This window comes from Streptomyces sp. NBC_00341, from assembly GCF_041435055.1.
GTDB lineage: Bacteria > Actinomycetota > Actinomycetes > Streptomycetales > Streptomycetaceae > Streptomyces.
The window spans coordinates 8,606,940-8,625,382 of the sequence record NZ_CP108002.1 but is presented as its reverse complement, the minus strand read 5'-3'; the positions used below and the strand labels follow the sequence as shown (position 1 = coordinate 8,625,382).

17 protein-coding genes are annotated in these 18,443 nt (G+C 71.4%); 5 read left to right on the top strand and 12 right to left on the bottom strand.

What is annotated here, in order from left to right:
* Window positions 1-127 precede the first annotated feature (127 nt).
* Complete coding sequence (locus tag OG892_RS38425; protein ID WP_073733850.1) at window positions 128-643, top strand: DUF6630 family protein; 516 nt, start codon at window positions 128-130, stop codon at window positions 641-643.
* Window positions 644-684: 41 nt separating this feature from the next.
* Here the strand turns inward: OG892_RS38425 and OG892_RS38420 are convergent, their stop codons facing one another.
* The 4 genes from OG892_RS38420 to OG892_RS38405 are packed head-to-tail and all read right to left on the bottom strand — an operon-like array spanning window position 685 to window position 4,774.
* Window positions 685-1,353, bottom strand: a complete 669-nt coding sequence (locus OG892_RS38420; protein ID WP_073733851.1) for a response regulator transcription factor — start codon at window positions 1,351-1,353, stop codon at window positions 685-687.
* Window positions 1,350-2,639 (bottom strand): histidine kinase, encoded by a 1,290-nt coding sequence (locus OG892_RS38415; RefSeq protein WP_328864225.1) that lies wholly within the window; start codon window positions 2,637-2,639, stop codon window positions 1,350-1,352. Before OG892_RS38415 ends, OG892_RS38420 begins: the two co-directional genes overlap by 4 nt.
* Before the next feature lie 10 nt (window positions 2,640-2,649).
* A complete protein-coding gene (locus OG892_RS38410; protein WP_371631492.1) occupies window positions 2,650-3,810 on the bottom strand; it encodes an acyltransferase in 1,161 nt (386 codons plus the stop codon).
* Window positions 3,803-4,774 (bottom strand): alpha/beta hydrolase, encoded by a 972-nt coding sequence (locus OG892_RS38405; RefSeq protein ID WP_371631491.1) that lies wholly within the window; start codon window positions 4,772-4,774, stop codon window positions 3,803-3,805. The genes OG892_RS38410 and OG892_RS38405 overlap by 8 nt, the downstream gene beginning before the upstream one ends.
* 260 nt (window positions 4,775-5,034) lie before the next feature.
* Between OG892_RS38405 and OG892_RS38400 the strand changes: the two genes are divergently transcribed.
* Complete coding sequence (locus tag OG892_RS38400; RefSeq protein WP_073733855.1) at window positions 5,035-5,421, top strand: GNAT family N-acetyltransferase; 387 nt, start codon at window positions 5,035-5,037, stop codon at window positions 5,419-5,421.
* 32 nt (window positions 5,422-5,453) lie between these two features.
* Here OG892_RS38400 and OG892_RS38395 read toward each other — a convergent pair whose 3' ends face one another.
* Together OG892_RS38395 and OG892_RS38390 are read right to left on the bottom strand one after the other, a co-directional pair.
* On the bottom strand, window positions 5,454-6,947 hold the full coding sequence (locus OG892_RS38395; protein ID WP_073733856.1) for a UDP-N-acetylmuramoyl-L-alanyl-D-glutamate--2,6-diaminopimelate ligase: 1,494 nt from the start codon (window positions 6,945-6,947) through the stop codon (window positions 5,454-5,456).
* 568 nt (window positions 6,948-7,515) lie between these two features.
* Window positions 7,516-8,682, bottom strand: a complete 1,167-nt coding sequence (locus OG892_RS38390; protein WP_371631490.1) for a S1 family peptidase — start codon at window positions 8,680-8,682, stop codon at window positions 7,516-7,518.
* Between the two features lie 265 nt (window positions 8,683-8,947).
* Between OG892_RS38390 and OG892_RS38385 the strand changes: the two genes are divergently transcribed.
* Complete coding sequence (locus tag OG892_RS38385; RefSeq protein WP_328864229.1) at window positions 8,948-9,979, top strand: SCO7460 family lipoprotein; 1,032 nt, start codon at window positions 8,948-8,950, stop codon at window positions 9,977-9,979.
* A gap of 121 nt (window positions 9,980-10,100) precedes the next feature.
* On the opposite strand, the gene OG892_RS38380 is transcribed toward OG892_RS38385, so the two are convergent.
* From OG892_RS38380 to OG892_RS38365, 4 genes are all read right to left on the bottom strand, one after another.
* Complete coding sequence (locus OG892_RS38380) at window positions 10,101-11,648, bottom strand: carboxylesterase/lipase family protein (RefSeq protein ID WP_371631489.1); 1,548 nt, start codon at window positions 11,646-11,648, stop codon at window positions 10,101-10,103.
* 189 nt (window positions 11,649-11,837) lie between these two features.
* Window positions 11,838-12,107, bottom strand: coding sequence for a hypothetical protein (locus tag OG892_RS38375; RefSeq protein WP_073733859.1), 270 nt, complete (start codon window positions 12,105-12,107; stop codon window positions 11,838-11,840).
* Between the two features lie 103 nt (window positions 12,108-12,210).
* Window positions 12,211-13,236, bottom strand: a complete 1,026-nt coding sequence (gene adhP, locus OG892_RS38370) for an alcohol dehydrogenase AdhP (protein WP_328864231.1) — start codon at window positions 13,234-13,236, stop codon at window positions 12,211-12,213.
* A gap of 128 nt (window positions 13,237-13,364) precedes the next feature.
* Entirely contained in the window at window positions 13,365-13,916 is a 552-nt protein-coding gene (locus tag OG892_RS38365; protein ID WP_073734667.1) for a glycoside hydrolase family 25 protein, read from the bottom strand.
* A gap of 213 nt (window positions 13,917-14,129) precedes the next feature.
* Here OG892_RS38365 and OG892_RS38360 point away from each other — a divergent pair, with 213 nt between their 5' ends.
* A complete protein-coding gene (locus OG892_RS38360; RefSeq protein ID WP_371631488.1) occupies window positions 14,130-14,789 on the top strand; it encodes an NADPH-dependent F420 reductase in 660 nt (219 codons plus the stop codon).
* 115 nt (window positions 14,790-14,904) lie between these two features.
* Here OG892_RS38360 and OG892_RS38355 read toward each other — a convergent pair whose 3' ends face one another.
* Window positions 14,905-15,795: an oxidoreductase gene (locus OG892_RS38355; RefSeq protein ID WP_371631487.1), complete on the bottom strand. Its 891-nt coding sequence runs from the start codon at window positions 15,793-15,795 to the stop codon at window positions 14,905-14,907.
* A 115-nt stretch (window positions 15,796-15,910) separates the two neighbouring features.
* On the opposite strand from OG892_RS38355, the gene OG892_RS38350 reads away from it, so the two are divergent.
* Entirely contained in the window at window positions 15,911-16,810 is a 900-nt protein-coding gene (locus OG892_RS38350) for a LysR family transcriptional regulator (RefSeq protein WP_073733863.1), read from the top strand.
* A gap of 36 nt (window positions 16,811-16,846) precedes the next feature.
* On the opposite strand, the gene OG892_RS38345 is transcribed toward OG892_RS38350, so the two are convergent.
* On the bottom strand, window positions 16,847-18,217 hold the full coding sequence (locus OG892_RS38345) for a radical SAM protein (protein WP_371631486.1): 1,371 nt from the start codon (window positions 18,215-18,217) through the stop codon (window positions 16,847-16,849).
* Window positions 18,218-18,443: the final 226 nt, after the last annotated feature.

Genomic DNA, 18,443 nt, shown 5'->3' with positions numbered 1-18,443 from the left:
CGGGGCGCCGGACCAGGCGTCCTCATCACACTGCCGGAATCCGGCTGCCCGAATCCCGCCGCCGGGATCACGCAGCCGGATTCACACGGCCGGACGCGGCCGGACGGCCGCCGAAGGAGCGCACACCATGTCCGGTGCCGACGTAGCCCGTACCTCCCTGGCCGCCGTGGCGGCCTTGCTCGCTCCGGCCCATGAGGCTGTGGCCGCGCGGGTACTGCACGCCCACGACGACCCCACGGGCTACGTACGCGACCACGCCGGCACGTTGGCGGACCGGGGCATCGAGGGGCCCGTACCCGACCTCGCGTGGATAGCGCTCGTCGACGCGCTGGCCGAGCACCGGCTGCTGGCGGAGCTGGACTGGAAGGAGGACTCCGACGAGGTCCGGGACCGGCTGCGGGGGCTCGCGTCCCGGCCGTCCGTGGATCCCTGGGTACTGGTCGAGGCGGATGACATGCTTCTGCCGACCCATGAGTTCCTGGAGGCATGCGGCCGGTGCTTCCGCGACGTCGGTGCGGCGCTCGCCGTCCTCGACATCGAGTCCGACTGCTATCCGGTGGTGTGCCTGCGGGCGGCGCGGGTGGAGGAGCTGACCGCGCTCGCGGCCGGCGCGGGCTTCACCGCACGGGGTGTCGGCGTCTGACTACCAGGTCAGGCCGACGACGGCGGAATCGATCCGGGGCTTCACCGGCCGGACGGGCGTATCAGGCCGGTCTCGTAGGCGAACACCGCGGCCTGGGTCCTGTCGCGGAGTCCCAGCTTGACCAGGATCCGGCCGACGTGGGTCTTGACCGTCTGTTCCGCGACCACCAGATTCACGGCTATCTCGGCGTTGGAGAGTCCCTGCGCGATGAGCGCCAGGACCTCGGTCTCGCGTTCCGTCAGGTCACCCGCCCGGCCCCGTTCCGGGATGCGGAGTGTCCGGGTGACGCGGGAGAACTCGGCGATCACGCGCTTGGTGATGCTCGGGGCGAGGAGAGCGTCACCGGCGGCCACCACCCGCACGGCCTGGGCGAGTTCGGCCGCGGAGGCGTCCTTGAGCAGGAATCCGGAGGCACCCGCGCGCAGGGCCTCGTACACGTACTCGTCGAGGTCGAATGTGGTCAGGACGAGGACCTTGACGGTGGACCCGGCGGGCTCGGTGATGCGGCGCGTGGCCTCGATGCCGCCGACCCCGGGCATGCGGATGTCCATCAGCACGACGTCCGGGGTGAGTTCGGCGACCTTGGCCACCGCGTCCAGGCCGTCGACCGCCTGGCCGACGACCTCAATGCCTGGCTCGGCGTTGAGCAGGACCGTGAAACCCTGGCGGACCATCATCTGGTCGTCGGCGATGACCACACGGATGCTCATACGGGTTCCTCCAGGGGAAGTATCGCCACTACCTCGTAACCGCCTTCGGGAGTAGCCCCGTTGGTGAAGTCACCGCCCAGCATGGCGGTGCGTTCCCGCATGCCGAGCAGACCGTGGCCGATGTCCCGCGGTGGCGGGGCCGGGTCGTCAGGAGCCGTGTTGGTGATCCGGACGGCGAGGCAGCCGGGCCGGTACGCGATCCCGACGTGCACCGCGGTTCCGGGCGCGTGCCGCATGGCGTTGCTGAGGGATTCCTGCACGATGCGGAACGCGGAGAGGTCGACGCCGGGCGGGATGGGCCGCGGTGTGCCTGTGAGCTCGTCGGTGACCCTGAGGCCTGCCCCTCGCACGTTGTCGAGCAGCTCCGGCAGTCGGTCGAGGGTGGGCTGGGGGCTGTGCCGGGCCTCTGCGGACAACGCGTCCTCCGAGCGGAGTACACCGAGGACCCGTCGCAGTTCGGTGAGTGCGTCGACGGCGTTCGCGCGGATCCCCGCGAGGTTCTCCTTGAGCTCGTCGGAGGGGTGCTCCACGAGGTGCGGGGCGACCTGCGCCTGGATGGAGATCACCGACATGTGGTGGGCGACCACGTCGTGGAGTTCGCGGGCGATGCGGTTGCGCTCCTCCAGGAGGGTGCGGCGGCCGCGCTCCTGCGCGGTGCGTTCTTCCTGCGCCACGAGTTCGGTGCGGGCGACCTGACGGCCGCGCAGCGCCACACCGATCACGACGGCCGCGACGAGGACGGCCACGGCGACCCGGGTATCGACGGTCGGCTGCACGAAGTCGTCGGGGTTGCAGACCAGTCCCGCCAGCACGCAGAGGACGAGCGCCTCGACACCGACCCGGGGGCGCAGTCGCAGCGCCATCATCAGCAGCACCCCCGCCTGTACGACGATTCCGGACACGGTCCAGGGAAGCGAGGCGTCGCCGGCCTCGGGCTGCGCGGTCAGCGCGACCACGATCATGACGGTGGTCACCACCCACCAGGCGGGCACCGGTCGGTACAGGGCGGCGATGAACGCCACGGACTGGAGCACGCCGAGGAGTACGGCGCTTCGGTTGTCCAGTCCGTACTGCGCCACGAGTGTGTTGATGCTGTAGACCGCGAGCGGCACCGTGCACACCACGAGCGGCAGTAGGAAGGCCGGGAGCCAGTCGTGCAGTGAGGGCCGGTCCGGGCGGGGCGGAGGATCGACGGCAGTGGTCCACAAGTCGTGGACGAGGCTGCGCGGGAGAACTCTCAGACGGCCCGTCAGCTGCGCCACGGCTCCCGTCCATAGCCTGTGCATGGCTGTCACTCTAGGCACGGTGTGTCTCGCAAGCACTACTGGGTCGTCCTTCCCGCACCACCGTGGTGCGTCCTTGCCGGCGCTGTTCGTACGTTCTGAACGCCGCCCAGCACGCCGTCAGGGCGACGGCGAAGACCGGCAGCCAGAGGAGCCGGGCGATGATCCACTGCGTCCCGTCCGGGCGGGTGTGCAGTCCTGGCAGGGTGCGGCCGGTGAGAAGCCCGGTCGCGGTGACCGCGAGCATCGCCGTCTGGTGCCACAGGAAGACGGTCATGGCGCTGAGGTTGACCAGCGCCACCGCCGCCCAGGCGGCAGGCTTCACGAGGATCCGCCGCAGCGGCCCCGACAGGAGCAGTGCCGCCCCGCACTGGGCGAGTCCGAAGGTGACCGCGGCCAGGGTGGGCGGGTCGAGATTGGAGATGCCGGCGCCCGGGACCCCGACCATGGACGCGGGGTATCCGGCGAGGAGGACCAGCAGCGCCGTGGCGGTCGCGCCGCCGATGAGCAGGGTCCAGCCGGTCGTCCGCGACCGCAGCTCCCCGCGGGCCCAGGCGGCTCCGAGGCAGTACGGCACCAGCCAGCCCGCGGCCACGTTGATCCAGCCGAGCCGGGCGGGGCCGTCGAGTCCGAGCCTGATGATGTCGACGTGGATGACCACGACGACGGGCCACAGCGGGTGGAGTCGGGCGACGAGCGGGGTCAGCGCGGTGAGCCCGGCGAAGACCAGCAGGAACCACAGGGGTGAGAGTACGAGTTTGAGCAGGGCGTGCAGATTGTCGTAGCCGACTCCGGAGACGAACATCGTGCCCGCCGTCACGGTCCAGACCACCAGCAGCGCCGCGACCGGCCGGAACAGGCGGGCGATCCTGGCGCCGAGCCAGCGACCGTAGGTGACGCCCCGGGCGCGGGACGACTCATAGCTCTTGGCCGCCACCTGCCCGCCCACCAGGAAGAACACCGCGAGGGTCTGGAACACCCAGGATACCGGGGCGAGTTCGGGTGTGCGCTGGAGCGGGCTCGTGGCGTGGACGCTGCCGCTGTCGACGACCATGGCGGTCACCAGCCAATGGCCGAGCACGACTCCGAGGATGGCGAGGGCACGCAGCGCGTCGACAGCCCGGTCACGGTGGTGCGGGGTCGCGGCCTCGATCCGCTCGATGAGCTCACGCATGCCGGCCCCTCCCGGAGGGTGCGGTGCCCGAGACGATGCGGGCGATGTTCTTCAGGGACCGGGAGCCGGGCTTGAGGTAGTCGCTGTGCCCGCCGGTCCCCGCGTCGAAGGCGCGGGCGCCGAACCCGGGTGACACGGGGTCCGGTCCGAATCCGATCGAGACGAAGGGGAGACGGAGCCGGGTGTGCGGAACATCCGCCACCCAGTCCGCCGTTCCCCGGCCGGCCCAGACGGTGGCACGGGTGTGCAGGGCGCTGACGTCGCGGGCGCCGGTGCCGGGGCTGGCGTAGAGGACGAGGGCGGCCACTGCCCGCAGGCCGGGCGCGGCTCGGGCGCATACGACCGAGCCGTAGGAGTGGCAGAGCAGGGAGATCCTGGCGGCCGGCCTGGCGGTGTGCAGCTGATCCGTGAACCTCGCCAGCCCGGGTGCCGCCGTGTCGGCCCGTCCGGTGGTGAGCGCCGCGGGGCTCACCGTGGCCGGCGTTTCGTAGCCGAGCCACGCGACGACGGCGGCCTTGGGCCCCAACTCCCTCCGCAGGGCGGCGGAGTCGTTCCTCAGGCGCCAGTACCGGTCGAGGTTGGTATCGGCGCCGGGCACCAGTACGGCGATCCGCTCGGCCCGCGTCAGATCTCCGAAGACCTCGGCTGTGCGGCCGCCGTCGCGGCCGTCGAACAGGAGGAAGTGGCGACGGGGGTCCGCCATCCCGCGCAGCGCCGCGGCCCGCTTCCGGTCACCGTGCCGTGCGGCCATGCGCCCGGCGGCCAGGATGCCGTCGCGCGTGGCGGCGTACCGTGCGTCGAGGGTGCCTCGATCGGCGTCCCGCAGCGGGGCGAGCGGGGCCGGAACGGGTGCCGGGACCGCTGCGGGGCTGGAGGCTCCGGACACGGGGGCTGCGACCGAGGCTGCGATGAGCGCGGCCAGCAGGGTGCGGCGCAGCCGGCTGCTGCGGAGGTGGACGGGCATGAGGCTGGGGTCCTTCCGTACCGGATGCGTGAGTTGCATCCGGTACGAAGTTATGAACCGGGCCCTGTAGTCGGCGTCCCTCCCCGGACCGCACCTGCCGCGTAGCTCCCAAGTACTACGGGTCTGCGGAAGGTGCCCGGTGCGCAGGGGGCCTTCGGCGGGCGCGGGTTGACGCGTCGCCGTACGCGGGGTTCCCTGCTGCGACGACCGGAACGAACGCCCCGCCCGACTCCCGTGTCGAGTGGGTCACGGGCGAGGCCGTGCTGCTGGTGTGGCCGCACGTACACAACACGATTATTCCCACGGCCGCGCTGTCGCTCGCGGAGGTCGAGGAGCGGTCCCGCCGCAACCGGCTGGCCGTCGCGAATCTGGGCGATGTCGTGGTGGGCTGCTCCACGGTGCGGCCGCCCGCCACGGACTCCGCGACCGCCACCGTGATCGCGCGGGTGCTGCCCGCCCACCGCGGCCAGGGGCGCGGCGGGCAGCTGTACGCGCACGGGCCGGCCGAAGCCCGAAGGCTCGGCGCCCGTGTCATCGAGACCTGTGTGCTGGAGTCCAACCCCGAGGGGCTGCGGTTCGCCGTGCGCCTCGGATTCGTCGAGACCGAGAGGTACGTACTCCCGTTCATCGATCTCAGGCTGGCCTGACGGCCCTCAGGGCTGCCTCGGCGCGCCCGCTGTCAGCCCTGGAGGGCGGCGAGTTCGCGCACCGTCGCCATGTCGCTGAACGGGATGAGCTGTTCGCCGACGATCTGGTACGGCTCGCTGCCCTTGCCCGCCACCAGCACGATGTCGTCCGGGCCGGCGTTCTCCAGGGCGAAGGCGATGGCGGAGCGCCGGTCCGAGCGGCGTTCGAACCTGGTTCCGGTGGCTTCCAGACCCGGGACGATCTGGTCCATGATCGCTTCGGGGTCCTCGTTCCTGGGGTTGTCCGAGGTCAGGACGCACAGGTCGGACCGGGTGCCGGCGATCTCGCCCATCCGGGCCCGCTTGGTGACGTCCCGGTCTCCGCCGCAGCCGAAGACCGTGATGACCCGGCCGTCCCGGGAGAAGTCCCGGACCGCGCAGAGGACCTTGTCCAGGGAGTCCGGCGAGTGGGCGTAGTCCACGATCACCGCGGTGCCGCGCGGCGTCTCGAAGCGCTCCAGCCGGCCGGGGACGGGAGGCATCCGGTCGAGTGCGGCAACCAGCCCGGCGAGGTCGTGGCCCAGGAGGTGGCAGGCGGCCACGGAGGCCAGCGCGTTGGACACGGAGAACCGTCCGGGGACGGGAATGGCGGCGGGGTACTTGCTGCCCTCGTGGTGGAGGGTGAAGCGGGTACCGAAGGCGTTCATGCTCAGGTCCGTGGCCCGGTAGTCGGCCTCGGCGTCGATGCCGTACGTGGTGACCCTGCCCGGCATCGTGGGGGCGATGGCCGCGCCCACCGGGTCGTCCGCGTTGACCACGGCGCTCTTGCACAGCCCTTGGAAGAGGCGGAGCTTCGCGTCGCGGTAGTTCTCCATGGTGCCGTGGTCGTCCAGGTGGTCCTGCGTGAGGTTGGTGAAGATGCCCACGTCGAGGAAGGCGCGGTCCACCCGGTGGTGCAGGAGGCCCATCGAGGTGGCCTCCAGCACGACCGTGCCGACCTCGTGGTCGCGCATGTGCCCCAGGAGGTACTGGAAGTCCGGTGACTCCGGTGTGGTGAGGACGGAGCGCGGCATCGGGATGAGCTCGTCACCGATCCGGCTGCCCGCCGTGCCGATCACGCCGACCCGCGCACCCTCGGCGATCCTGAGCACGGACTCGACCATGTACGAGACCGAGGTCTTTCCGTTGGTACCGGTGACGGCCACCATGTCCATGGTCCGGCCGGGCTCTCCGTGGTAGCGGGAGGTGACCACCGCGGCCGCCGTGCGCGTGTCCGCCACCCGCACCACGCACGCGCCGCCGGGCGAGGCTCGCACCGCAGCCAGGATGTCCGGCCCCTCGCTGCCCACCAGCACGGCCACGGCACCCCGCGCGAGCGCCGGGCCGACGGCCTCCGGGCCGCCCTCGCGGTGCCCGGGAACGGCGATGTACAGCGAACCCGGTGTCACGCGGTGGGCGTCGAAGCAGGCTCCGGCGGTGATCGGGGTCTCCGGATCACCGAGGAGTACCTCGTGATCGTGCCCGGCCAGCAACTCCCTCAGATTCATGCGGGGTCCTCTCGAAGATGCGGCTGGGCCCCCGGCGGGCGCCGCCGGGGGGTTGCCGACGGAGCTCCTCGGGAGCTGCGCATGGTGTGGGGTGCTGCTGCGTACGCAGCGAAAGCGGTGGAAGAACTCCGTGGGCGGAGTGGGCGAGCGCGGCCGGAAGCGGAATGACGGCGCGGCGCGGTCGCCGGTGGTGGGTCCTGGTCAGCCGTGACCGTGCAGCGCGCGGCAGCGCGCCTGGGTGGCGGCGGGGCACAGCAGGTGAGGTGCCTGTCGCAGGCACTCCCTCACCGCATCCATGTGACCCATGAGTGGAGTGTACGTCCCGGGGGCGGTGCCTGATCCACGTCGTCGTCACGGCCGGGAGCAGGGGGCGCCCGGTGGGGGCGCGAGTGGGGCGCCGACCGGTCTTCGTGCGGGAGAGTGCGCCCGCGGGGCCCAGCGGTGACCTCGCGGCACGCGAAGGAGTAGGCGAAGGGGCCTGTCGCGCGGAGCGGTGTGCTCCGCGCGACAGGCCCCCGGGACCCGGCGTGATGCTCGGGCCGGGCAGAACGTCAGGCTGCGCCGGACATCAGGCTGTGTGGAGCGTCAGCCCGTACCGGTTCAGGATCTCGTTGATCGGCTGGTGCCAGGTCTCCCCACCCGAGGTGCAGTCGCCCCAGCCGCCCGAGGTGACGCCCTGTGCCTGGTCGCCGCTGATGAAGGAGCCGCCCGAGTCGCCCGGCTCCGCGCACACGCTGGTCTTGGTCATCTGGTAGACGGCGCCCTGGCTGTAGTTCACCGTCTCGTTGGTGGCCAGTACGTTGCCGCAGTGCCAGTGCGAGGTGGAACCGGAGCGGCATATCGAGGCACCGACGGGGGCCTCGGCGGAGCCGCGTACGAGCTGGTCGGAGACGGTGCCCCAGCCGATGACCACGGGAACGGTCCACCAGCCGTTGCCGACGCTCACCCAGGCGTAGTCGTCGCCGGGGAAGGACGACCCCTGGAAGTTGCCGATGGCGGAGCCGTCCCAGCCGCTGACGGCCGCACCCGCCTGTCCGCAGTGTCCGGCGGTGACGAAACCGCCGATGACGGAGAAGCCGATGGAGCACCGTACGTTGCCCGTGTAGTAGGGGTCGCCGCCCACGGTTCCGGCGGCGAAGGTCTGCGGTGCCTGGGCGGTCTGTTCGACGACGACCGGTCCGGCCTCGCGGGCGTGCTCGACGAACGCGCGGACATCGTTGTCATCCTGCGCGGAGGCGACGACGTTCACCACGACCTTGTTGGCCTTCGGGTCGACGTGCCAGCTGCTGACCCCGGCTGGCGCGTCGAACGTGTCGATCCGCGCCTTGACGGCGTCGAGCCGGCGCGCGGTGTGGGTGACCAGGCGGACGTCGGCACCGGTCGCCCGCACGGCCGACTTCTGCTTCTCGCCGGTGACGGCCACCGTGAGGCCGCCCGTCGACGGATCGAACCAGGAGCCTCCGTAGCTGTCTCCGGCGGCGCGCTTCGCCTTTCCCTGGACGGCGGTCGCCTTCTTCTCCGCGGACAGCCTCGCCTTGGCCTGACTTTCCGTCAGTCCGAAGTCCTTCTGCATGGCGGTCAGCAGTCCGGCCGACGCCGGAAGTGCGTCGGAACCGGCGCGGGAAGCGGTGGCGGGGGCGTCGGCGGCGGAGGCGGAGGGGAAGCCGGCGCCCGCCCAGGCTCCGACGAGGAGCACGGCGGACAGTGCGGTTCTCAGAGCTGTGATGCGTCTCAAGGCATTGGCCCTTCTGTTGTTCCGGCGAAGTGGGGGAGGAACAGCAGGCGTCCGGGAGGCGTCTCATCTGAGAGCGCTCTCAGAGTGTGCCGTTCCGGACTGTAGCCCAGAGTTGTTTGCAGGTCCATGCCAATGCATAAGTGGCAGGACGGGTCTGCCCGTTGAGTAGGCGTACTCATCCCACACACCGGAACTCGCCCTACGGTCACATCAGATGAAGAGCGGGCGGCGCCGGAGCAAGCCGGGCGGGGCAAGGAGAACGGGCATGAACGGATCGTCGGGAACACGGAGGTTCGGGGCCGGGCCGACCGGTGCGCTGATGTGCGCGGTCGCACTCGTGCTCGGCGGCTGCGGGGTGCTGAGCACGAAGGAGGACCGCAGGTTCGCCGAGGCACTGGCCGAAGAGCACTACCCGGGGACGCTCGAAGTCATCGAGGCGCACAAGCTGTTCCCGCAGGCGTCCGGTTCGGAGGTTGCCTTCTCGGTGGCCGGTGACCCCGACGCCGTTGTCCGGATCCGGGTCGACGCCGAAGCGGGAACGTGCAACACGCACTCCTGCCGACAGGTCCTCGACGACGCGGTGGAGCGCGGGCGGTCCGAAGCGGCCCGGCTGCGCGTCCTCACCCGTACCTTCAGGAGCTGCGGCCACGAGGTGATCGGGGTGGACCCGTCGTCCGGGGCCCCGTGGATCGTGGCCTCGCCGACCAACGCCACGGTCACCCGGGTACTCGGTGACATCGGCTCCTGCGTCCGGCGCTGGGCGGAGGCGGACGCGCGGAGCGGTGGGACCGCGCACGCCCGGGGCGCGTCGGTGAACGTCGCCTCCCCCGCGGTCGCCCAGCGCCGCCCGGCCGCACGGACGTCGCGGCCCACGGCGATGCGGCTGAGCGAGACCCGGCTGCTGGCTGCCCTGCAGTCGCGGCCGTACTTCGTCGCGAGCTACCCCGCTTCGCATGGGCGCATCGACACCGCGGGCAGCGCCCGGATCGTCCAGCCCTTCGAGGCCCGGCAGCGGTTCGCCGCGACGGTCCGGGCGGCGGTTCGCGAACAGCTCCGCGCATCGCACCCGAATGTGCAGGTCAGCGAGTTCCAGGGGGTATGGAGGCTGGAACCGGGGACGGTCGACCGGCTCACCGGGTACGTGCTCTACTGCGAGCGGCCGGACGGCGAGAAACGGTGCCTGGGTGACCGGGCCGTCGTGGTGACGACGGATGTACGGGGCGAGCCGGTGGGCCGGGTACGTGAGGCCGGCAGGGTACGGGAGGGGCGGGGGCCCTTGCGGCTTCCGCCCCTCTGAAAGCAGTCGGCTACGGACGGCCGCCCGGCCGGCCTGCCTGCCTGCCGAGGGGCGGTACCGGCTGCCTTGCCGTGACATTCCGGGCCCACGGCCAGGCGCGTCGCGTCAGGGGCCCTTCGCGTCAGGGTCGCATCGCGTCAGGGCGCAGGGGCCGGTAGTCGAAGCTCCGCCACAGCGCGCGGACCGTCCCGCTGTCCGACCAGTGGCCGGGGGCCGGCGCCCTGGTGGTGTCCGTTGTCTCCCAGGTCCGGACCGGACCGGCGGCGGCGAGCGGCTCCCAGCCCGGTTCTCCGGTGGCGGCGAATCCGGCCCAGGCGGCGGCCATCCGGTCCGAGAGGTGCTGGTCGGCGGCGGTCGGCGCGCCGCCGATCAGGAACCGGACGCTCTCCTCGTCGAGGTTCCCGAAGGCGAACGGGATGTCCGCGCAGTGCCAGGCGTACGCCACCGGCTCCGGTCCGCCGCGCTGCCGCGCGAAGCGTGAGAGGAAGGTGCGTCCGCCCGCCCGTGTGTGGGCGTCGGCGAGCCGACTGCTGTACTCGCCGAACATCAGGTCCCCGTACAGGGCGAGATGGACGTCGCCCACGGGGGCTTCCGGCATGAGCGCTCGGTAGCCGCGTGTCAACGGGTCCGGGAGTCCGAAGTCAGCGGCGAAACGGTTCAGCTGTTCCTCCGTGGTGACCTTCGCGCTGCTGCCGACGGCGTCCAGCAGCCAGTACTCCTGGGTGGTGTGGCAGACGAGCAGCTCGATGCCGCGGCCCGCCCCGCCGGCCAGAAGGGCGAGCGGGTCGCCGCGCAGCCGCACGCCGTCCGCGACCGGGCCGTAGATGACCGGGTCCCAGTGGTGCCGTCCGGAGTGCGGGTCCTGCCGGTATCCGTCCACGACGGCGTCGGACGCCTTGACCAGCGCCTGCGGCGAGGCGGCCGTCAGCCCGGCGGCTGTCGCGGGGACCCCTGCCTCTGCGGCCACCTTCTCCATGAGGTGCCCGGCGAGCTCGGGTGCGTAGCAGGGGCCGACCACGCTGTGCGCTATCGCGCGCCGGAAAAGCCCGCGTGCGCTGTCCATCGCCATCAGGCAGGCCACCGACGCCGCTCCGGAGGACTGCCCGGCCACGGTGACGTTGTCCGGATCCCCGCCGAAGGCGGCGATGTCGTGGCGCACCCAGGTCAGGGCTGCGATCTGGTCGAGCAGCCCCCGGTTGGGCGGGCAGGGGTCGGCGCCGTCGGCCGGGACATGGCCGAAGCCCTCGAACCCGAGGCGGTAGTTGAGGGTGACCACGACCAGGCCGGCGCGGGCGAGCGCGGCGCCGTCGAAGTCCGGCTGGGCACCGGAGCCGAAGGTGTAGGCGCCCCCGTGGATCCAGACGAGCACCGGCAGCCGGACCCCGGCGACCGCGTTCCCGGCCGCCGGGGTCCAGATGTTGAGGCTGAGGACGTCCTCGTCCCCGGGCGACCAGCCCGGTGCGCCCGGCAGCTGCGCGGACTGCGGCGCGACGGGGCCGAAGTCCACACAGTCGCGGATGCCCGCCCAGGGGCTGCGGGGGCGTGGCGCCCGGAACCGGTCGGGTCCGAAGGGCGGCTCGGCGTACGGGATGCCGAGAACGGCGACGACGCCCCGGTCCGGGTTCCTTCCCCGTACCGGGCCGCAGGTGGTTTCGAAAACACTCGTCAACGTTGCCCAGCCGTCCTTCGCTCCCCGCCCCCGTCGGGCGCGGGGATCAGGATGGCGGAGCACTCGGTCGCGGCACGACCGAATTCGCCGTCGATGCGAGGGGCACACCGACGTGGCGGCTTCGTCCGTACGATCCTCGACTCGCCGTGGCCGGAATGAGCCGGTACCCCGCGATGCCGGAGCGCCGGATCAGCGGGCCTGGCTGATCGCCGTACGGAGCATCGCCACGGTCGTCGCGGCCGCCGCCCGTTCCGCGTCGTCGCTCGTCGCACGGACGCGCTCCTCCAGCAGCACCACCGCCGCCTGGAGCACACCGACACGCACCGGAACGCTCTGCATCGCCGTCAGGACCGCCGCGGCCTGTTCGGCCGGGGTCGCGGTCGCGGCCTGCGGGATGAGGGTGGAGATACCGCGCCCGAGCGCACGGTCACGAGGCGGCTGAGCCGCGGCTGTGGTCACCGCAGAAGTCTGCCGCACCGGGTGGACGGAATGGGGCAGCGACCTGGCCGCCGTACCCGGTACCGTCCCGGACCCGGCCGTCTCTCCCGAGCGGGTGCGCCGATCAGGCCGGGGTGCCGCCGAGATCGAAGACGAGGCGTCCGGACACCTGGCCCTTGAGGACCTCACCGATCGCGGAGTTGATGTCCGCCAGATCCCGGCTCTCGCGGACGACACGGGTGCGGCCGAGCCGGTGCAGCTGAAAGACCTCGGCCAGGTCCTGGCGGGTTCCGACGATCGAGCCGATGACCTTCGTGCCGTTCAGCACCGTGTCGAAGACCGGGAGTTCGAGCTTGCCCTCCGCGGGGAGGGCAACGAGGACGAGGGTGCCGCCCCGGCGCAGCGCACCGTAGGCCGCGCCGAACGACTCGTTGCTCACCGCGAGCGAGATCGCCGCGTCGGCGCCGCCGAGCCTGCGGGTCTCCTCCGCGACGTCCTGGACGCGGGCGTCGATGACGTGATCGGCGCCCAACTCCCGGGCCAGAGCCAGTTTCTCGTCGGTGACATCGACGGCGATGGTCTCGGCGCCGAAGATCCGCGCGTACTGCAGGGCGAGGTGCCCCAACCCGCCGATGCCGGAGACGAGGGCGCGGGTGCCGGGGCGCGCGCCGGAGAGCTTTACCGCCTTGTACGTGGTGACGCCTGCGCAGGTCAGGGGCGCCGCGTCCAGCGGGTCGATGCCGTCGGGCACGGGCACGACGTAGTTGCCGTGGGCGAGGGCGTACTCGGCGTGGCTGCCGTCGACCGAGTAGCCGCTGTTCTCCTGCGCCAGGCAGAGCGTCTCCCACCCGGAGACGCAGTGGTCGCAGTGTCCGCACGCCTCCCCGAGCCAGGGGATGGCCACCCGGTCGCCCACCGTGAGATGGGTGACCTGGCCGCCGGCCGCCTCGACGATGCCGATCCCCTCATGGCCGGGAACGAAGGGCGGGCTCGGTCTGACCGGCCAGTCCCCCCGAGCCGCGTGGATGTCGGTGTGACAGAGCCCCGAGGCCTCCATCCGGACCAGGACCTGGTGCCCGGCCGGGGTGGGAACCGGCCGGTCCTCGACGACGAGGGGCTCGGTGAAACTGCGGACGACGGCGGCCCTCATGCGTACTCCTCCGCTTCGGTGCGGTGCGCCGGACCCACCGCACGGAGACGCGCCGGGCAGGCACACAAGCCTCGGAACAGAGTATTTCGGATGGCCGGTTCTCGCCCCTTCTCGGGACCGGCCGGCCGCTACCCCTTCGCCCAGGTGTGCATCGCGGCCCGCGAGGAGAAGTCGGCGACATCCTTGTCGAGGGGATGGTCGGTGTACTGATGAATGCGCCAGGAGGCCTTAATACGGGGCTTGCCGGCGGTGACGTAGTCGGCGATCCACAGACCGTCCCCGGCGTACGAGGTGGTGTCGTGGTTCAGCCAGAAGTAGCGATTGCAGTACAGCAGGACCCGGTGGTGCGGCCGCAGCCGTTTGACCTCGCGGATGAACTGGTCCTTCTCGGCGTTACTGGCCCGGGTGCCCTCGCCGTTCTCCTCCCAGTCGACGGCCAGCAGTTCTCCCGCCTTCTCCGGCGCCTTGCTCAGGAAGTAGGCCGCCTGCGCCGCGATGTTCCCGGGCCACAGGAAGTGGTAGAAGCCGACCACGCATTCCGCGTCCCGTGCACGTTTGGTCTGCTCGGCCAGATGCGGGTTGACGTACGAGCGTCCCTCAGTGGCCTTGATGAAGACAAAGTCCAGACCGTCCGTATCGACGGACGACTGATGCGAACTGACGTCGACACCGTGGAGCATGGGCACCGCCTTCAAAGTGGTCCGGGTGATTCCGCTTTCTCCTCCGTTAACTGCCCGCGACTTACGCGTCCCATCCGCCGGTCGGGTAGAGGAATCGTTTCGCCGTCACCCGGAATAGGTCCGGGCCGGACCGGGTTGGTGAACCGGCAAGAGCCACTTCACCTCACACAGGCACCAATTCAGGCAGCGTAGGCACCATCGGAGGTCGGACCCATGAAGATCGGCATCATTGGCGCAGGGAACATCGGCGGCAATCTCACCAGGCGCCTGACGGCATTGGGCCATGAGGTGTCCGTCGCCAACTCACGCGGTCCGGAGACACTCGCAGACCTGGCCGAGGAGACCGGGGCCACGGCGGTCACCGCGGCGGAGGCCGCCCGGGACGCCCAGGTCGTGGTCGTCACCATTCCGCTCAAGGCCGTTCCGGCGCTGCCCGCCGGATTCCTGGAAGCCGCCGCGGAGGGGGCCGCGGTCATCGACACCGGCAACTACTATCCGCAGCAGCGCGACGGCCGCATCGCCGCCATCGAGGACGGCCTGCCGGAGAGCCGCTGGACGGAGACCCAGATCGGTCACCCCGTCATCAAGGCCTTCAACGGAACGTACGCGCAGGACATCATCACCCGGGGCCTGCCGACCGGGACCGACGGACGGCTGGCTCTGCCGGTGGCCGGTGACGACGCGGCGGCCAAGGCGGCGGTCCGTGAGCTGATCGACGAGCTGGGCTTCGACACCGTGGACGCCGGAGGGCTCGACACGTCGTGGCGCCAGCAGCCGGGGACGCCGGTATACGGCAACCAGGGTGACGTGGCGGCCATCGAGAAGGCCCTGGCCGCGGCGTCCCCCGAGCGCACCGCCGAGTGGCGGGCCTGACGCCGGGTCCGAGGGTCCGGGCCTGACGCCGGGTTCGTAGGTCCGGGCCTGACGCCGGGGTTCGGGGGCCCGGGCCTGGCACAGGGTTCGGAGCCCGGCCCGGCGGCTCGGTCCGTCAGTCCTCGAAGGCGGTGCTGCGGCTGAGCTTCTCCCAGGTCAGGGCCTCGGCGCGGGAAGCGTCGAGGGCGGCGAGCACCGCGTCCGTGGCGTCGTTCCCGAGCGGCAGCCGGAGCGGGGTGTCCTGCGCGTCCAGGGCGGTGAGAATCGCCGTCGCCGCCCTGTCCGGGTCCCCCTCCTGCTTGCCGTCCGAGCCCGGGAGGTCGGCACGGACCGGGCCCACGGTCGCCTCGTACGCGGGCAGCGGCGCGGACTGGTGCAGGGCGCCGCCCCCGGCGAACCCGGTCCGGAACGATCCGGGCTCGACGATCAGCACCTTGATCCCGTGCGGGGCCACTTCGGCGGCGAGCGCCTCGGACAGGCCCTCCAGCGCGAACTTCGTGGCCGAATAGGCGCCGACACCGGGGAAGGTGAAGCGGCCGCCCATGCTGCTCATCTGGATCACGGCGCCGGAGCCGTTGCGGCGCATGTGCGGGAGCACGGCGCGCACCAGCGCGGCCGGCCCGAAGAAGTGCAGGTCCATCAGATCACGCAGCTCGCGGTCGCTGGTCTCCTCCACGGCCCCGATCATCCCCATCCCCGCGTTGTTGACCACCACGTCTATCCGCCCGTACCAGAGCACGGTGTCCGCGACGACGTCAGCGATGCGCGCCGTGTCCGTGACGTCCAGCTGGACCGCGACGGCACGGTCGGGGTGCGCGGCGACAAGGTCCTCGAGCGCCTCCGGCCTGCGGGCCGTGGCGACGACGGTGTCCCCGGCGGCGAGTGCGGCCGAGGCGATGGCACGGCCGAATCCGGAGGAGGCGCCGGTGATCAGCCAGACCCGGCCCGGCGTCCCGTCCCCGGTGGCCGCGGCGCGTCCGGCGTTCGTGCGGTGCTCGGCGTTCATAACCAACTCCATGTGTTCTCGGGTTTGTTGCGGTGATTCAGTTATGTCATCCGGCTCCCCTGACGGTCCAAGACAGAGACCCGTCGGACCGATAAAGACGACTTATGATGCCTGGATGGAGCTGCGCCAACTGCACTACCTCACCGTGATCGCCGAGGAGGAGAATTTGGGGCGGGCCGCCCGGCGGCTGTTCGTCAGCCAGCCCGCCCTCTCGTACGCCCTCAAGAGCCTGGAGTCGGAGCTCGGGGTGCGGCTGTTCGACCGGCACGCCGGGGGTGTCTCCGCGACCGCGGCGGGGCAGGACGTGATCGCCGAGGCGTTGCTGACCGTCCGTCAGGCGGAGCGGGTGTCGGTGGCGGCCGAGCGGCACACACGCGGCGAGACCGGTGTACTGCGGGTGGGTTTCGAGGCGAGCGGCGCAGGCGAGCTCACCACGCGTGCCCGCGCGGAGTTCGCCCGGCGCCACCCCGGCGTGCGGGTGGCGCCCAAGCGCTACGACTGGGGACAGGAGGCCGACGCACTGCGTGACGGCCGGACCGATGTCGCCTTCGTCTGGCTGCCCAACGACCTGAACGGTCTGCGCGGCGAGCTGGTGCACACCGAACCGCGCGTCGTGGGGCTGCCCAGCGGACACGCGCTGGCAGACCGTTCGGGCATCTCGGTGCTCGAAGTGGCCGACGAACCACTGCTGTGGACCCGGCGCGCACCGCGTGAGTGGGTGGACTGGTGGGCGGTCAACCCCCGGCCGGACGGTTCGAGTCCGAAGTGGGGGCCGACCAATGACAACGTCGAGGAGATGCTTGAGCAGGTGGCGGAGGGTTCCGCCGTCTGCTTCGCCCCCCTGAGCATGGCCCGGTACTACGCGCGGCCGGACCTCGCCTGGGTCCCGCTGACCGATGTGGAACCGCTGCGGGTGGTGCTCGCCTGGGCGGACGGCAAGGACACCGCGCTGACACGCGGCTTCGTCCAGGTCGTACGGGAGCTCGTCGCCGCGGCGGAAGCACCGGCCGGCTGACCGCCGGCCAGGGCCCCACATCGTCAGGACCTCACATCATCGGGGCTTCTCGTCGTCGGCGCGGGCTGGCAGGCTGTCCATGAAGGAGCTCACGGAGAACACCGCGCGTCCGGGACCCGGCGGACCGTAGCCGGGAGGCGACGTCAGCCCGTACTCCTCCATCGTCGAGCGGTAGGCGTCCAGCAGCCGGATGTGGTACTCCAGCGGAGCACCGTCCGGGTTCGTCTTCCCCAGCGGCGTCGTCGGCTCCGGGCACCAGGTGGTGAAGCGGGGTGTGATGCCGTGCGACATGAAGAACCGCAGGCCCTCCGTGGTGGAGTCGATGGCCTCCTTCACCGTGGTGAAACCGAACGGCTCGGCCATCTCCACGCCTGCGACGAAGTTGGGAATGACGTTGCGGGCGCCGAAGACCTCGGCTGAGTCCAGGATGCGACGGTGCCATTCGTCGCGGCCGACGTAGCGCTCCTTGCCGGGGCAGTACAGCTCGAACAGCCGGGGGTCCCACACCTCGTAGTTGGGGTGGTAGATCTGCACGCCGTAGTCGTGGAAGCGCTGCACGTCGGCCTTGGGCAGGGCCTGGGCGACGACCTTGCCGATCCAGCGGCCGGGGAATCGCTCCTCGATGGCCTTCGCGTACTGGCCGTAGAAGTCGGCCTCGTCCCGGCCTCCGATGTGCGAGGTGATGGCACCGCCGGTGAGCGTGTAGGCCGTGGACGTCTTCGCGGTGTCGTAACGGTCGATGATGGCCAGTGCCTCAAGGACCTCCTCCACCGGCTTCACCCCCGTGTAGGGACGGCCCGCGGCCTTGTGCTGGCGCCAGTTGTGGTTGATGTCGCAGTACTGGCACTCCTCCTTGGCGCCGAAGTACTGGCAGACGCGGAAGACCGTCAGATAGACGAGGTAGCCCCACTGGATGGTGGGCGCCACCTCCATCACGGACTTGCCGTTCTCCAGCGTGTGCCGGTAGTAGTCGGGCATCGGGGGAAGCCCGACGTCGGAGATCCGCCTGCCGTCGAGGTAGAGCCCGAGCACGCCGTCGGCGTCGGCCGCGACCCGGTAGGGCGATGCGGGGTTCACCCGCACGGAGACCACGGTGCGCCGCAGTTCGTACGGTCCGCCGGTGAGGACGATCTCCTCCGGCGGCCGGCGCAGGGCGGCGGCCCCCAGCTCGGGCAGGGTGCCGTGGTCGAAGGAGAAGATGAAGTACGACTTCGGCTTGATGTCACCGCCCTCGTTGTCGCTGAGCGCGGACTCGTCGAAGGCCAGGCCGCCGCGCAGCAGGTCCTCCTTGATCACGGCTTCCCTGGGCACGTGTGGGAACCGCTCCATGAGCCCTTCGACCAGGCGGGTGCGGCCTGCGTCGGTGCTGCCTGGGGCGGTACGGCCGGTGTCTGTGCGGCTGGGCATGTGCGGGGCTCCTCGGTCCGGTTGTCGGTGGTTTTCCGGATACGCCACCTGTGCAACGAACAGCGCGGCGGATGCGTTCTCGATCCCGCGCACCGGATACGGGGACGGTCGCGACGCCCGGCGCCGCAACGTATGTGACCGGCCAGTAGGGTGTGGGGCCCGGGAGCCCGTCGGCCGTGCGGCCGTCCCGACGCCCGGGGGTTGCCGCAGTCGGCCGCGGATCGGA

Coding starts and splice junctions, on each gene's coding strand:
- OG892_RS38385 (WP_328864229.1), top strand. CDS start 8,948: ATGAACGGATCGTCGGGAACACGGAGGTTCGGGGCCGGGCCGACCGGT.
- OG892_RS38395 (WP_073733856.1), bottom strand. CDS start 6,947: ATGAATCTGAGGGAGTTGCTGGCCGGGCACGATCACGAGGTACTCCTC.
- OG892_RS38360 (WP_371631488.1), top strand. CDS start 14,130: ATGAAGATCGGCATCATTGGCGCAGGGAACATCGGCGGCAATCTCACC.
- OG892_RS38365 (WP_073734667.1), bottom strand. CDS start 13,916: ATGCTCCACGGTGTCGACGTCAGTTCGCATCAGTCGTCCGTCGATACG.
- OG892_RS38415 (WP_328864225.1), bottom strand. CDS start 2,639: ATGCACAGGCTATGGACGGGAGCCGTGGCGCAGCTGACGGGCCGTCTG.
- OG892_RS38355 (WP_371631487.1), bottom strand. CDS start 15,795: ATGAACGCCGAGCACCGCACGAACGCCGGACGCGCCGCGGCCACCGGG.
- adhP (WP_328864231.1), bottom strand. CDS start 13,236: ATGAGGGCCGCCGTCGTCCGCAGTTTCACCGAGCCCCTCGTCGTCGAG.
- OG892_RS38350 (WP_073733863.1), top strand. CDS start 15,911: ATGGAGCTGCGCCAACTGCACTACCTCACCGTGATCGCCGAGGAGGAG.
- OG892_RS38405 (WP_371631491.1), bottom strand. CDS start 4,774: ATGCCCGTCCACCTCCGCAGCAGCCGGCTGCGCCGCACCCTGCTGGCC.
- OG892_RS38345 (WP_371631486.1), bottom strand. CDS start 18,217: ATGCCCAGCCGCACAGACACCGGCCGTACCGCCCCAGGCAGCACCGAC.
- OG892_RS38420 (WP_073733851.1), bottom strand. CDS start 1,353: ATGAGCATCCGTGTGGTCATCGCCGACGACCAGATGATGGTCCGCCAG.
- OG892_RS38425 (WP_073733850.1), top strand. CDS start 128: ATGTCCGGTGCCGACGTAGCCCGTACCTCCCTGGCCGCCGTGGCGGCC.
- OG892_RS38410 (WP_371631492.1), bottom strand. CDS start 3,810: ATGCGTGAGCTCATCGAGCGGATCGAGGCCGCGACCCCGCACCACCGT.